Origin of the sequence: Lichenibacterium ramalinae, assembly GCF_004137085.1 — a bacterium.
Lineage (GTDB): Bacteria > Pseudomonadota > Alphaproteobacteria > Rhizobiales > Beijerinckiaceae > Lichenihabitans > Lichenihabitans ramalinae.
In genome coordinates this window covers 133,567-147,912 of the sequence record NZ_QYBC01000018.1, presented here as the reverse complement: position 1 = coordinate 147,912, position 14,346 = coordinate 133,567, and the positions used below count along the sequence as shown (strand labels likewise).

Here is a 14,346-nt window from a genome sequence, read left to right as displayed (position 1 = left end):
GGACACGCAAGTCCTCGTTGCACCTCGACGGACCCCTTCCGACGACGCCGATCTCACGCGACCCCGTGGGTAGTTACTCTGGCGCGACGAGGCCTGGATGCCGCTCATGGCCTCGACGGCCTGGCGCACCACCCGGCCGGACTGCTCGGCATTGCCCCGCGCCGTTCCGACGAGGCTCCGGGCGTGTTTGGAGCCTTGGGCGGTCTTGCGCACCGTCGCGGTGATTTCGTCGAGGGCCGCAGCCGTCTCCTCGAGCGAGGCCGCCTGCTGTTCGGTGCGGCGGCTGAGGTCGTCGGAGGCGGTGGAGATCTCGCCCGTGCCGGACCGGATGGCGGAAGCGCTGGCCGCCACCGTCCGCATCGTGTCCTGCAGGCGCGCGACGGCATCGTTGAAGTCCGACCGGAGCCGCTCGTAGTCGGCCGGGAACGGCGCATCGATGCGCTGGGCGAGGTCGCCGGCGGACAGGCGCGATAGGCCGGCCGCCACGGCTTCCACCACCTGCGTCTGCTGGGCGGCCGCTTCCGCCAGCAGGGCCGCGGTGCGGGCCCGCTCCGCATCCGTCAGGCGCCCCGCCGCCATGGCGTCGGCCTCGAGCCGGAGCTTCTCCACCGCCGCGGCCTTGAACACCGCCAGCGAGGCCGCCATGGCGCCGATCTCGTCGCGGCGCCCGGCTTCGGACACGGGCGCCTCCACGTCGCCGCCCGCGAGGCGGCGCATGCTCGCCGTGAGCGAAACGACCGGCGTGCCGATGAGCCGCGTCAACAGCCAGCTCAGGGCCGCGGCGGCCAGGGCGACGACGAGCGTCGTCGTCAGCGAACTGCCGCGCATCACGGCCAGCGCGTCGGCGTGGCGGGCCGCGGCCGCGTCGGCGAGCGCCTTGGCGGTGGCCTGGACCTGCGCCGCCGCCGCGCGGATGTCGCCGACCATCTTGCGGTTGATCTCGGTCGTCATGAGGGCGGACGCCTGGTCCATGGTGTCGACGGAGGCCGTGAGCGGCATCACCACGTCGACTACCTGGCGACGCCAGGCCGCCTCGGCCGCCGCCAGCGCGTCGATCTGCCCGGCGAGGTCGGCGGACAGGTCGGTGGCGCGGCGGGCATCGGCGATGCGGGCGTCGAAGCGCTCCTGGTCCTTGGCGATGTCGGTCGCGTTGCCGGGGATGCGGGTCATCACGAGGCCGCGCAGGTGCGAGCTGAGGTCGACGGCCGAGGCCAGCGCGTCCTTGGCGGCGATCACCAGCCGGCCGGCCTCGGTCTGCCGGTCCGCCGCCGCCTGGAGTTCGCCGGACAGGTGGTAGGACAGCACGCCGGACAGGGCCACGAGGCCCACCAGCACGGCGAAGACCGCCGCGATCTTGCGGAGAATCGTCAGGTTTCTGAGCGCATTCATCATGACGCGGGGGCCCCTGCCCGGACCGCGCCCCCGGCGCCGTCACCGGACCTGATCTCCCCTAATCCGAATTGGCTGATTTTTGCCTAACATCCGCCCTGAACGGGCGGCCACGGACCACGGATGGACCATTTCGGTCCTCCCGCATCACCGCTCCCGCAGGGCCGTCGTCGCCACCTGGAGGATGGGTGCGAACAGGTAGGACAGGATGCGGCGGGTGCCGGTCTTGATCTCCACCGTCACCGCCATGCCGGGCACCAGCGGCACGTCGCTGCCCTCGGAACTCATGACGGTGCGGTCCATGTGCAGCGTCACGGGATAGACGAGGTTCTGGAAGCGCTGGCCGCCCCCGAACATGCCGTTGTCCTTGGCGGCCGCGGCGGGGTTCTGCTCGCGCTGGTCGGCGTCGGGCTGGGGGATGGCGTCGTGGGCCACCCGCACCACGGCGGCGTCGATCGTGCCGTAGTCGGTGAAGGGGAAGGATTCGATCTTCACCACGGCCTGCTGGTCCTTGCGGACGAAGCCGACGTCGGCATTGGGCAGGTAGCATTCGATCTCGAGCGCGGCATCGGCCGGCACGATCTGCATCACCTGCTCGCCCACCGTCACGACCTGGCCGACCGACGTGATGACCGAACCCGCCACCGTGCCGTCGATGGGGCTCTTCAGTGTCATGTCGCCGGTCTTCAGGCGCGCCTTGGCGAACTTCTCGACATTCTCGTCCATCAGCCGCTCGGCATCGGCCAGCTTCTGGGCGTTCTCGGCCGAAAAGGTCGTGTAGCTCTTCTCGATGTCGCGCTGGAGCCGCCCGAGGCTGGCGTCGATCTCGCCGATCTGCCCGCGCTCAGACGCCAGCGTGGCCTGCTGGGTCTGCAGCAGTTCGAGGGCGTCGATCACCTTGGCGCGGGACTCGGATCGCGTCGCCTCGAGCGTCTGGCGCATGTCGACGCGTTCCTTCAGCGTCGTCACCAGCACCTGCTGGGCGTCGATCGTCCCCTTCAGGCGCTCGCGCTCGGCCGCCTTCTCGCGCACCTGGCCGTCGAGGCTCCCCACCGTGCTGGCGAGCTGGGCGATGTCCTGGGCGAGCACGCGCTGCTCGCGCACCGCGATGGCGGCGGGCACGTCGGGCGGGAAGGCGATGTCGGGCACGGCGGCGAGGGACCGCCGCGACGCCTGGGTCAGGGCTGCGGTGCGGCGCAGGACCTCGGCCCGCTCGGAGGCGATGTTGCCCCGCAGCGTCGCCTCGTCGGCCCGCGCTTCGCCCGGGTCCAGCGTCAGCAGCACGTCGCCGGCCTTCACCCGGGCGCCGTTCTGCACCGCGATGCCCAGCACCTTGCCGGTTTCCAGCGGCTGGACCGTCTTGGTGCGGCCCACCGGCTGGATCTTGCCCTGGGCGGTGGCGATGATGTCGACGCGCCCGAAATACGACCAGACGAGGGCGGCGGTGGCGAAGGCGCAGATCGTCAGGATCATGCTGGCCCGCACCGGCGACAGCGGCGTTTCCAAGATCTCGAGTGCGGCCGGCAGGAACTCGTGGTCGCCGCGGCTGAGGCGGATGCGGCGCGGCGCCGGGGGCTTGGGGGGCTGGGTCGTGGCGGGAAGCGAGCTCATGCCTGCACCTGCTCGTTCTGCAGCGTCCACAGCTTGCGGTAGAGACCGCCCTGCCGGGCGATCAGCTCGTCGTGGGCGCCGACCTCGATGACGCGCCCGTCCTCCATGCCGATGATCCGGTCGCAGGGCCGGACGGCGGCGAGGCGGTGCGCGATGATGATGACGGTGCGGTTGCGCACGATCTGGCGCATGTTGTTCTGGATCACCCGCTCGCTCTCGTAGTCGAGCGCCGAGGTCGCCTCGTCGAAGATCAGGATCGGCGGGTTGGTGGCGAGCGCGCGGGCGATGGCGATGCGCTGGCGCTGGCCGCCCGACAGGTTGGCGCCCCGCTCCTCGATCACCGTGTCGTAGCCGCCCGGCAGCTTGGCGATGAACTCGTCGGCGCCAGACAGCTTGGCGATGGCGATGACCTGGGCGCGCGGCATGGCGGGTGCCGCGAAGGCGATGTTCTCGTGGATGGTGCGGTTGAACAGCAGGTTCTCCTGCAGCACCACCCCGATGTTGGTGCGCAGCCAGGCCGGGTCCACCTGGGTGAGGTCGGCACCGTCGAGGAGGATCTGCCCGTCCTGCGGCATGTAGAGGCGCTGGATCAGCTTGGTGAGGGTCGATTTGCCGGAGCCCGACGGCCCGACGATGCCGACGACCTCGCCGGGCCGGATCTGCAGGTCGACGGATTTCACCACGTCGTTGGCGCCCGGGCGGTAGCGGAACGTGACGTTGCGGAACTCGATCAGGCCGCGCGGCGGCGGCAGCACGGTGCGGGCCTGGATGGCGGGCTCGGCCGGGGCATTGAGGATGTCGCCGAGCCGCTCGACCGAGATCTGCACCTGCTGGAAGTCCTGGTAGAGCTGGCTGAGCCGCAGCACCGGCGCCGTCACCTGCGCGGCGATCATGTTGAAGGCCACGAGCGCGCCGATCGACAAGTCGCCGTCGATCACCGCCTTGGCGCCGAACAGCATGAGCAGCGCGGTGGTGACGCGGCTGACGTAGGTGACGGCGTTCTGGGCGAAGGCCGACAGCATGGTGACGCCGAAGGAGGTCTTGACGTAGGCGGCGAGCCGCTCCTCCCACTGGGCCTGCATGATGGGCTCGACGGCCGAGGCCTTCACGGTCTGGATGCCGACGATGGATTCCACCAGGAACTGCTGGCTCATGGCGCCGGTGTTGAACTTGTCCCGCACCCGCTCCTGCAGCGCCGGCCTGAAGCCGAAGGCGATGACGAGGTAGACGGGGATCGACAGCACCACCACGAGGGTGAGCTTCCACGAATAGGCGAACAGCACCGCGATGAACACGAAGGTGAAGACGAGGTCGAGTGCCGAGAACAGGCCCTGCCCGGTGAGGAAGGCGCGGATATTCTCGAGTTCGCGGACGCGCGCCACCGTCTGGCCGGCGGCGCGCGTCTCGAAATAGGCGAGCGGCAGGTGCAGCAGGTGGCGGAACAGCCGCTGGCCGAGTTCGACGTCGATGCGGTTGGTGGTGTGCGACAGCGCATAGGTGCGCTGGTACTGCAGGACGACGTCGAACAGCCCGACGATGACGATGCCGATCACGAGCACGATGAGGGTCGAGTAACCCTTGTGGCTCAGCACCTTGTCGACCACCACCTGGAAGAACAGCGGCGTCACCAGGGCGAAGATCTGGACGAAGAGCGACGCCAGCAGCACGTGGGCCAGCGGCCTGCGGTAGCGCCAGATGGAGGGCAGGAACCAGCGGAAGCCGAAGCTCTTGGGGTCGTAGCCGGCGCCGCCCACCCGGCGGCCGACGAGCAGCAGCTGCGGCTCGACCTCGCGCAGGAACTCCTCGGGCGTCAGCGCCCGGTCGATGCTGGTGACGGGGTCGACGATGCGCAGCCGCCCGTCGGGGATGCGGCCGCCGTAGACCACGAAGCCGCCTTCGCGCAGCTTGGCGATGGCCGGGGTGGGGGTCGCCACCAGCGCCTTCTCGCTGGTCCGGCTCACGCGGCGGGCCTTCATGCCCACCATGGCGCTCGCCCGCATCAGGTCGGTCATGTCGGCGTCGCGGCCGATGAGGGCGAGTTCGCGCTGGAGGTGCGTCGGGTCGGCGGCGATCCGGTAATAGGCGGCGATGCCGCAGACGGCGCGCAGGCCGGCATCGGGCCTCGGCGTGGGCGTCATCGGGGCTGCGGCTTGGTTCATGGCGAAGCGCGTTTCCGAATGATCGCGCCGATCCGTCGGCGCTCGTCCCTCGACGGTCGGACGCAGAGTCGCGCCGAGGTCTTAACACAGTCGAAATGCAGGGCGCCGGCCCCGCCCGCGGTCGAGACGCAGGCACGCGACGTGCCCGAATCTCTATGGCGACTTCCGTGGCTTGGCAATCGTGGGCGACGCCGCGGCACGCCCGGGGACCCGCGCCGGGTGACAAGGCCCGCCCGACGCATTAGCTCATGGCCGCGACAGCGGGCGGCCCTTCGGCTCGGCCCGAACGGCGAGGAACGACACCATGGCATTGACCGGCGACATCGTGATCGGCTCGGAACGGCTGTCCGGCCGCGCCGCCACCTTCAGGGCGGTGGACCCCGCGACGGGCGCGGCGCTCGAACCCGCCTTCGCCTTCGCGGGCGAAGCCGAGGTCGCGCGCGCCTGCGCGCTGGCCGAGGACGCCTTCGACGCCTACCGGGACACCACGCCCGAAGCGCGGGCCGCCTTCCTCGAAGCGATCGGCGACGAGATCATGGCGCTCGGCGACGCGCTGATCGAGCGCGCCTGCGCCGAATCCGGCCTGCCGCGGGCCCGCATCGAGGGCGAGCGGGGCCGCACCGTCGGCCAGCTGAAGCTCTTCGCCGGCGTGGTCCGGGCCGGCAACTGGCTCGACCTCCGGGTCGACACCGCCCTTCCCGAGCGTAAGCCCCTGGCGCGGTCCGACCTGCGCCAGCGCCACATCGCGCTCGGCCCGGTGGCGGTGTTCGGGGCGAGCAACTTCCCCCTGGCCTTCTCGGTGGCGGGGGGCGACACCGCTTCGGCCCTGGCGGCGGGCTGCCCGGTCGTGGTCAAGGGCCACCCCGCCCATCCCGGCACCGGCGAACTCGTCGGCGAAGCGGTGCGCAAGGCCGTGGCGTCGCAGGGCCTGCCGGCCGGCACCTTCACGCTGCTGCTCGGCGCCAACGAGACCGGCGCCGCGCTGGTGCGCGACCCGCGCATCAAGGCCGTGGGCTTCACGGGATCGCGCGGGGGCGGCCTCGCCCTCGTCGCCCTCGCGGCGGCGCGCCCCGAGCCCATCCCGGTCTATGCCGAGATGAGCAGCGTCAACCCCGTCTACCTCATGCCCGGCGCCCTCGCGGCGCGGGCCGAGGCCCTGGGCAAGGCCTTCGTGGGCTCCCTGACGATGGGCGCGGGCCAGTTCTGCACCAATCCAGGCCTCGTGCTGGCGCTGGCCGGCCCCGACCTCGACCGCTTCGTGGGGGCGGCCGCGACCGCCATGCAGGACTATGCGCCGCCCGCCATGCTGACGCCCGGCATCCACGCCGCCTACGAGGCCGGCCGCAAGGCGCTCGCCGGCAACGGCCGGGTGCGCTGCGTCGCCGAGGGCAAGGTCGGCGAGGGCGCCAACCGGGGCACCGGCGCGCTGTTCGTGGCCGAGGCCGCCGACTTCCTCGCCGACGAGGCGCTGTCCCACGAAGTCTTCGGCGCCTCATCGCTCGTCGTGCGGTGCCGCGACATCGAGGAGCTGGTGCGCGTGACGCGCAAGCTCGAAGGCCAGCTCACCGCGACGCTGCACCTCGAGCCCTCCGACGCGGACCTCGCCCGGCGGCTCGTGCCGGTTCTGGAGGTGAAGGCCGGGCGCATCCTCGCCAACGGCTGGCCGACGGGCGTCGAGGTGAGCCACGCCATGGTGCATGGCGGCCCCTTCCCCGCCACCTCGGACGGCCGCTCGACCTCGGTCGGCTCGCTGGCGATCCGCCGCTTCCTGCGCCCGGTCTGCTACCAGGACCTGCCGGCTGAACTGCTGCCCGAGGCCCTGCGGGACGCCGCGCTGGCCGGCCTGCCCCACATGATGGACGGCAAGGCGGTCCTTCCGGGCTGAACCCACCACCACCGCGGCACCGGAGGCGACCCCGGTGCCGCGTGCGACGGCGGGCGGGTCGGCGCGAACGCCGGCCCGTGTCAGGCGATCAGCGCCCGTCCCATGTCGGTCAGGGCGAAGACCACGGTGCTGCGGCGCCCGGCGCCTTCGCCCTCCTCCACCACCACGGCGCGGCACCAGTCGCGCTTCACGCAGCGGCCGATGGGGCCGGAGGTGATGGCGCGCGGACCCGCCACCAGGCTCCGCATCAGGGTGATCTCTTCCGCGCGCGGTCCGCGCCGGGGGCGGAGTTGCGCGTCCGCGGCACCGGGCCCGCGGATGCGGTAGGGCTGCGGGACGGCGTCCCGGGTGGCGTCACTGAGTTGCATCGGCTGTATCTCCGCGCGTCCGGCGGCCGGCACGCATCCGGCGCCGTGCCCCGATGGGCCGGCCGCGCCGGGCATCGAAACTGAACGGTTAAGTTCGATACCTTGTGCGGTCGCCCTCTGGCAAGCTAAATCACCGGACACAGGGGGGAACGCCGGATGGGGGTCGCGGTGAAGGAGGGGAAACATGCCGGCGGCCGGCCGACGCGGGAACAGGCCGCGCGGCGGGAAGAGCGTCTGCTCGACGTCGCCACGACCATGTTCCTCGACAACGGCTACGACGGCACCTCCATGGACGCGATCGCGGCGGCCTCGGGCATCGGCAAGCCGTCGCTCTACGCCCGCTACGGCGACAAGCGGGCCCTGTTCCTCGCCGTGCTGCGCCACAGCGTGGCGCTGTGGGCGTCGGAACTCGCCGCGCTCGGCTGCTGCCCCCAGCATCGACTCGACCTGTCCGAGCTCGAGCCGATGCTCGTCGCGGTGGGGCGGCACATCCTCGAACGGTCGATCACGCCGGAATGCGTGGCTCTGAAACGCGTGCTGACGTCCCAGGCCGGCCAGTTCCCGGACCTGTCGGCGACCCTGCAGGAGGCGGGCTGGGGTGCCATCGTCCGCCACGTCGCCGCGCTGCTGCGCCTCGCCGTCGACTTCGAACGCTCGCCGGTGCGCGACCCGGAACTCGCCGCCGACCTGTTCCTCAGCTTGGTCCTGGGCCGCCTGTCGCACGAGGCGCTGATCGGCATCGAGGTCGACCGGAGCGCCATCGGCGGCCGCATCGCCGCCGCCGTCAAGATTTTCCTCGGCCTCGGCCTCGTGGCCCGCTGAGCCTCACAGGAACGGCAGCACCACGCCGAGGGCGAGCAGCGCATAGCCCCCGACGGCGAGCCAGAACCGGTGCGCCGCCACGAAGCCCTGCCCCACCGGGAGATGGTAGCGGAGCGACAGGCCGGCGGCGAGGACCAGCGCGAGCGAGGCCGCGAAGGTCAGCATCCGCGGGGCATTGAGCGAGAAGCCGCCGTTGCTCTTGCGCATCGTCCATCTCCGAACCGGCCGGACGGGCCGGCATGGCGCCGACCCTGCCGCCATTTGTTCATCGAACCGCTAAGATCGGTCGGCCTGCCTCTCGCTCGCCGGCCGCGAAGCCGGGCAGTCGACGGCAGGGTCGTTCGCCCGAAGCGGCGCCGACCGTGTCGACGCTGCGTCACACGTCAACCAAGTGTCGCATCGGCACGCGGCAAACCCTCGACCGGATTGACTCCACTGCCGTTTCACAATCTTTCTGTGACGGCGTCCCGATCGTCCGGCCCTCGCCAGACCGGCGACGGTCTGCCGACATGTCCCGACTGGCCAGCTGACTTTTATTTCGCGGCCCGGGCGCTTTTTTTCGACCAACCGCCGTCCGGCCCGCAATTAAGGAAGAGGCTCCACGCCTCTTCCAGATTTCGGGCAAGTGGCATGACAGATTATGCACGGCAGAGATTGGACTCAGGACCACAGCCGACAGACCTGCGACAGCGGACCGAGCTCAGCTACCTGGAGCATCGGCGTGTGCTGTTCAAAGCGCTGTCCGGTCTGGCCAGGACCGGCTATCCGGCGCCCCCGGACGAGGGGATGGACCTGATCCACGATTTCTACATCCACGCGTGGCCGGGCGTCTCGGCGCGCTACGATGCGTCGCGGGCCAGCTTCGACACGTACCTGTTCGCCTGTTTCGTCAGGTTCGCCCGCCCGCGCATCGCGCGCCTGATGCGGCTGCGGGAGACCCTGATGGGCCCCGCCGAGATGGAGGCGGCGGCACAGGCCGCGCGCCTGGTCGTGGCTGGGAGCCCCGACGCACCGGACATCCCGGCCGTGCGCGCCGCCCTGGCGGCGCTCCCAGCCGACGGTCGCGCGCTGCTCGACGCCTATCTCGACGACGCCGCGCCGTCGGAACGGCTGCTGGCCGCGCGTTTCGCCATGACGCGTTACGGCGTCAGGCTCAAGCTCGCCGAAACGTTGGGGCTGCTCGCCGTTCGGCTCGGGCTGGCGGACGGGCTCGGCGAGCCGGACCGCGCCGTCGCGCTCGCACTTTGGGCGGACCAGCGAAGCCCGCGCCAAGCCGCGGCACTGCTCGGCATGAGCACCGACGCGGTCCAGACCACGAAGATCAGGCTTTTCACGCGCCTCGTCGAGGCCGCCAGGGGAACGAGACAGATGTCCAACACTTTCCGGGCCTACACGTCAGCAGGTCAGGCGGCGCTTGCCGGCCTCGTGACCGCGGCCCTCGCGCCCGACGCGAACCGTCGGGACTTCGACGCCTTGAGGGTCCAGGCCGAGAGCGTCTGCGCCTTCCTCGACACGGCCGCGGGCGAGGCGGTCGTCGAACGGATCGCGGCGGCCGACGACGGACGCCTCGCGGACCTCTATGACGCGCTCGCCGGCACATCCGGGACGGACGACGAGCCCGACTTCCACGGTGACGCCCTCATGCGGGCGCATGTCGAGGATGCACGCGATGTCGGCCACGCCTTCAGCGTGCTGCTCGCCGGCAACCCGCAGGCGTGGCGGCGGTTCGAGTCACGGTTCGAAGGGGTCGCGACGGTGGGTGCGGACCGTCGGGCGGATCTGGCCGACGACCCTTCGCTCGGCGAGCTGCCACGGGAGGCGCGCGACGCCTTGGAACGACACGGGTTGACGCCGGTCATGCTGGCCGAAGCCATGCGGTCGCTGTCCAACACCGCCATGGAGTTCTGCATCGCGCACGGCATCGGCCGCGACGGCCGCTTCCGGTTGCAGGCGCCCCGGCCGGAGCCGAAGGACGACACTGTGCCGGTGCTGGAACGCTGGAGCGCCGAGGAGGAGCTGAGGCTGGACCTCGATCTCGGCCGGGACACCGCCGAAGCTGTCTACGGCTGGCTCCACGACATCGCCGGGGAGTTACCGCGCATCCTCGACGGCTTCGAAACGCAATTCACCCGCGGATCCCTCGTCCTGACGCGGACCGACACGTCCGAACCCGACCTGTTGCGGCGCTGGCATGCCCCGCAGGCCGCCGCCATCGCGTGCTGATGACGGTCGCGGCCGATCTCGAGACCGCCGCCGTCCGGGTCAGTCCCGGGCGGCCCCGGGCGGGGCGATGCTGGACGTCGCGGTCCGTGCCGGTCAGACCTGCATCTCTCGCCGGGTCGGGCCGGGAAGCCGGGTGGCGGTGGGCGGGGCGGTGCTGACGAAGCCGCGCCCCGGCGCCCGCTGAAAGATCTCGGCGATCCAGACCAATGCCCCGTCGCGCTCGACGAGTTCGTGCAGGATCAGCGCGTTGGCCGGCAGGGCCGGGAGTGGGAAAGGTCCCCGCATGCGCCGGAGCAGGTGACCGGGGTAGACGTCGCGCTGCGTCGTCGCCCCGCACTGTGCCTCGAGGACGGGCCTCGACACCGTCCCCTTCGATGCTGTGAGTTCGGTGAGCCGCGCCCGGTGCCGGTGGCCCGTCATGACGACCTGGAAGGCGTGGTCGACGACGAAACGTTCGAGTGCCAGGAGCGAGTCGGGTGCGATCTCGAGCCACCGCCATCGCGCGTTCGCGGCCCGCCGCGGGAACGGGGTTGCCCCCGCGACGAGCGGCACATTGGCGTCGGCCACCGCGTGATGGACGACCATAACACGGACCTCCCTGTCCTCGCGCCTGGGCAGCATCTTGGCGAGGGCCGCAAGCTGGGACGCGAACTTTCCCCGGCCAAGGAAACGGCTCAGCGAGACGGGCCGGACATCGGCGTCGCTGTCCACCATGGCGAGCGTGAGCGTCACGCCGCCGGCGACCTGGATCTTGCGGAAGAACGGGAAGGCATTGGGAAAAGTCCGGGCCAGGCCCTGCGTCGGCCCTCCGATGACCCGGCCGTGGCCCGGCCATTGGTCGTGATTGCCGGACACGCTGGTCTCGTCCCAATTCTTGAAACCGAGCGACACGCCGAACTGCCGCTGCGATGGACCCGGCCCCAGGAACGCCCGGGCGAGGGCGAACTCCGCCGGCGCCCCGACCGCGGTGAGGTCTCCGCTGACGACCATGGTGTCGCGCACGCCTGCCGCGAGGCGATCGGTGACGAACCTGCGGAGTTCCCTGGCGGCGATGCGGTGGTGGCCGAGCTGGCCCGTCATCAACGGCAAGACGGCGAGAGCCGGCGGCAGTCGGGCATCGCCGTTCGGGAGGCGTGTCCCAAGGTGCAGGTCCGACACCTGCAGGATGCTGAAGAGCCGCACGTCCGCCATCGTTCCTCGCCCAGAGCCAGGCGGGACCGAACCCGCGTGACTAACGTCATGCGAGCATACGACCCGGATTTGCAATCGAAAAATCGGCCCGGGGCGAGCCTTTGCCGATGCGGAACGGCGCGGCCTCGCCGCCATGCAAAAAGGCCGGACAGATGTCCGGCCTTCATCGTATCGCGTCGACTTCGGGAGTGGGCCGGTGGCGCGCCCCGCCGCAGCGTCAGATCGGCCTGGCGCCGACCACGTCACTGTCGGCGTGCAGGGCGGAGACGGGCTTCATCGACAGCACGTCGCGCTTGGCCGACATGGGATGGGGGCCGACCGTCACGGCCGCCGACACGATGCCGACCGCCAGCATGGCGACGACGCCGACCGACATGCGAAGCTGACGCCGGGCAGCGATGCCGTCGACCTTCGCCGAGAAACCGACGATGCCCCGCTGAGCCGAATGATGGGTGGCGACCATGTTCCTGAACCCTGTCCGATGCCGTCGACCGCCCGTTCCGTGCGTTCGGAGGATCAATGCCGCACGTGGCCCAGGGTTCCTGATGGCTGTTGAAATTGTCGAAGTTTCGCTTGACTGTGCCAGCCCGCCACGTCAGCAGGCTCGCCGTCGCCCTCGGGGGCGCCCGCCTGCCGGGGCGCCGGCCAGCCCCGGAGTTGCGGTCCGCGCCCGACCTCCCTATGCTGGACGACCAATCCGGTATATTGACCCCTGATGCCCCAGCCTTTCATCGCTTCCAAGATCCCGTCGTCCGCCGCAGCCGTTCAGGCCAATGCGGGCGGGCACCTGCACGGCTGCCCCGTCCACGATCTGCGGACGAAGCTGCGGCAGGCCGGCCTGCGTCCCACGCGCCAGCGGGTCGCGCTGGGCTGGCTGCTCTTCGCCAAGGGCGATCGTCATATCACGGCGGAGAAGCTCTACGAGGAAGCGACCGGCGCACGCGTCGCCATCTCGCTGGCCACGGTCTACAACACCCTGCACCAGTTCACCGAGGCGGGGCTGCTGCGCGAAATCGCGGTCGACGGGTCCAAGACCTATTTCGACACCAACCTGTCGAACCATCACCATTTCCTCGTCGAGGACACCAACGCCCTCGTCGACATCCCGGGCTCGCACATCGAGGTGAGCGCCTTGCCCGACGCCCCTCCCGGCATGGAGATCGACCGGGTCGACGTCATCATCCGGCTGCGCCGCAAGTAGACCCGGCGCGGGGCCGGTTCGGGCGCTTCCCCGGGGAAGGCCCTATCCCGCTGTTCCAAGGACACCGCGGCCCGAGTCCGCCACGCAGGCGGCGGGACGGCGGCCCGCCGGCCGTCGCCCTCAGGCGAGCATTTGACGTCCCGAAGCGATGCCGTACAAAAGCCCTGGGAGATCCGGGCCGGGCGAAGCCGTTCCCTCGCCCTGCCGGTCGGTCGGCGGAAGCGCCGCGATCTCTGCAACCGGCTCATGGCCAAAGGCGACGTGCATGTTCTACAATGGTGCTGCGGTTCGGGAAAAGCTCACGGCGCTGCGCGATGCCATGATGGCCGCCAGGGACCGGACGGAACTCGACCCGTTCGACGACGCCATGTTCAACGCCGTGCACTACATGCTGGAACTCTCCGAGACCCACAGCACCGCGGTCGAAGACCTGCTGAAGTCCAACAGGAAGTTGCAGCGCAAGCTGCGCTGACGGCGGCCGTCGGCCTGCGAGGGGGGAAGCGATGGCGTCGCGCGACATCGACATCGGCGACACGCGCGTCGTGCTGCTGTCCGACGGGATCTTCGAGACCGGCCGCGACGCCTTGATCCACACGGGCGGCGATGCGGCCCGGGCCGCCGCACAGGCGGCCTGGGGCGACCGGCCGTTGCGGATGGACGTCAACGTCGCCCTGCTGCGCGGGCCGCGCGGCATCGAGCTCGTGGACGCCGGCACCGGGCCGAGTTGGGGCCCGAGCCTCGGCCTCGCCCGGACCGCGCTCGCCGCGCAGGGCGTCGCGCCGGAAGCGGTCGACCGGGTTTACCTGACGCACCTCCACGGCGACCATGCCCTCGGCCTGCTCGACGGCGAGGCCGCCTATTTTCCACGGGCCGAGGTGATGGTGCCGGCGGCCGACCTCGCCTTCTTCTCAGACCCGGCCGAGCGCGCCCGCGTGGCCGCCCCGCGGCAGGGCGCCTTCGACGTCGCGCGCCGGGTCGCCACCGCCTATGGCACGCGGCTCGTCGCCCTGCCCTTCGGCCCCGTGACGGCGGGCTTGGACCTCCTGCCCCTTCCGGGCCACACCCCCGGCCAGGGCGGCTATCTGGTCACGCCGGGGCGCCCCGGCGCGGCGGCGCTGCTGCTCCTGGCCGACGCGCTCCACCTGGCCGACCTCCAGGCCGGGGACCCCGAGGTCGGCTTGATCTTCGACCTCGACCCCGCCCGGGCCGCGCAGACGCGCCGGGCCATCCTGGACCGCGTCACCGCGGAGGGCTGGGTGATGGGAGGCGCCCACCTGCCCGGCTTCGCCCGCGTCGCGCCGGACGGCCGCGGCTTCCGGCTCTCCCCGGCCTGAGCCGGTGGGCCGGCGGGAGCTTCGCCTTGCGCTCTCTTCCCTCAGCCTTTACCACTCCATGGACGTTTCGCGCCGACGGTCGGGCTCCGGCTCCCCAACACGGTGGCGGCTTCGTGCCCCGCAGCCTCGGCGAGGGCGGCCGAGGGGTGGCCGAAGCCGTCAT

General features: G+C 71.2%; 13 protein-coding genes. 6 read left to right on the top strand and 7 right to left on the bottom strand.

Annotated features, from left to right (window positions below):
- From D3272_RS20230 to D3272_RS20220, 3 genes are all read right to left on the bottom strand, one after another.
- A partial coding sequence (locus D3272_RS20230) for a methyl-accepting chemotaxis protein (protein ID WP_165361438.1) occupies positions 1 to 1,392 on the bottom strand: 1,392 nt, incomplete at its 3' end.
- Positions 1,393 to 1,536: 144 nt separating this feature from the next.
- On the bottom strand, positions 1,537 to 3,000 hold the full coding sequence (locus D3272_RS20225) for an HlyD family type I secretion periplasmic adaptor subunit (protein ID WP_129221018.1): 1,464 nt from the start codon (positions 2,998 to 3,000) through the stop codon (positions 1,537 to 1,539).
- The gene (locus D3272_RS20220) at positions 2,997 to 5,159 is read right to left on the bottom strand and encodes a type I secretion system permease/ATPase (protein WP_129221017.1); all 2,163 of its coding nucleotides are present in this window, start codon (positions 5,157 to 5,159) and stop codon (positions 2,997 to 2,999) included. Before D3272_RS20220 ends, D3272_RS20225 begins: the two co-directional genes overlap by 4 nt.
- A gap of 304 nt (positions 5,160 to 5,463) precedes the next feature.
- On the opposite strand from D3272_RS20220, the gene D3272_RS20215 reads away from it, so the two are divergent.
- The gene (locus tag D3272_RS20215) at positions 5,464 to 7,044 is read left to right on the top strand and encodes an aldehyde dehydrogenase (NADP(+)) (protein ID WP_129221016.1); all 1,581 of its coding nucleotides are present in this window, start codon (positions 5,464 to 5,466) and stop codon (positions 7,042 to 7,044) included.
- A gap of 80 nt (positions 7,045 to 7,124) precedes the next feature.
- Here the strand turns inward: D3272_RS20215 and D3272_RS20210 are convergent, their stop codons facing one another.
- The gene (locus D3272_RS20210; RefSeq protein ID WP_129221015.1) at positions 7,125 to 7,412 is read right to left on the bottom strand and encodes a hypothetical protein; all 288 of its coding nucleotides are present in this window, start codon (positions 7,410 to 7,412) and stop codon (positions 7,125 to 7,127) included.
- A 156-nt stretch (positions 7,413 to 7,568) separates the two neighbouring features.
- Between D3272_RS20210 and D3272_RS20205 the strand changes: the two genes are divergently transcribed.
- Entirely contained in the window at positions 7,569 to 8,234 is a 666-nt protein-coding gene (locus D3272_RS20205; protein ID WP_129221014.1) for a TetR/AcrR family transcriptional regulator, read from the top strand.
- A gap of 3 nt (positions 8,235 to 8,237) precedes the next feature.
- Here D3272_RS20205 and D3272_RS20200 read toward each other — a convergent pair whose 3' ends face one another.
- Positions 8,238 to 8,441 carry a hypothetical protein gene (locus D3272_RS20200; RefSeq protein ID WP_129221013.1) on the bottom strand — a complete coding sequence of 68 codons (204 nt, stop codon included), beginning with the start codon at positions 8,439 to 8,441 and terminating at the stop codon, positions 8,238 to 8,240.
- 249 nt (positions 8,442 to 8,690) lie between these two features.
- Between D3272_RS20200 and D3272_RS20195 the strand changes: the two genes are divergently transcribed.
- Positions 8,691 to 10,457 (top strand): hypothetical protein, encoded by a 1,767-nt coding sequence (locus D3272_RS20195; RefSeq protein WP_207210264.1) that lies wholly within the window; start codon positions 8,691 to 8,693, stop codon positions 10,455 to 10,457.
- A 93-nt stretch (positions 10,458 to 10,550) separates the two neighbouring features.
- Here the strand turns inward: D3272_RS20195 and D3272_RS20190 are convergent, their stop codons facing one another.
- Both D3272_RS20190 and D3272_RS20185 read right to left on the bottom strand, forming a co-directional pair.
- Entirely contained in the window at positions 10,551 to 11,648 is a 1,098-nt protein-coding gene (locus D3272_RS20190) for a metallophosphoesterase family protein (protein ID WP_129221011.1), read from the bottom strand.
- Positions 11,649 to 11,865: 217 nt separating this feature from the next.
- Positions 11,866 to 12,111, bottom strand: a complete 246-nt coding sequence (locus D3272_RS20185; RefSeq protein WP_129221010.1) for a hypothetical protein — start codon at positions 12,109 to 12,111, stop codon at positions 11,866 to 11,868.
- Between the two features lie 252 nt (positions 12,112 to 12,363).
- On the opposite strand from D3272_RS20185, the gene irrA reads away from it, so the two are divergent.
- From irrA to aidB, 3 genes are all read left to right on the top strand, one after another.
- Positions 12,364 to 12,849 (top strand): iron response transcriptional regulator IrrA, encoded by a 486-nt coding sequence (gene irrA, locus D3272_RS20180; RefSeq protein ID WP_129221009.1) that lies wholly within the window; start codon positions 12,364 to 12,366, stop codon positions 12,847 to 12,849.
- Between the two features lie 265 nt (positions 12,850 to 13,114).
- Positions 13,115 to 13,321 carry a hypothetical protein gene (locus tag D3272_RS20175; RefSeq protein ID WP_129221008.1) on the top strand — a complete coding sequence of 69 codons (207 nt, stop codon included), beginning with the start codon at positions 13,115 to 13,117 and terminating at the stop codon, positions 13,319 to 13,321.
- 31 nt (positions 13,322 to 13,352) lie between these two features.
- Entirely contained in the window at positions 13,353 to 14,183 is an 831-nt protein-coding gene (aidB, locus tag D3272_RS20170; RefSeq protein ID WP_129221007.1) for an AidB family quorum-quenching N-acyl homoserine lactonase, read from the top strand.
- The last annotated feature ends 163 nt before the right edge of the window (positions 14,184 to 14,346 follow it).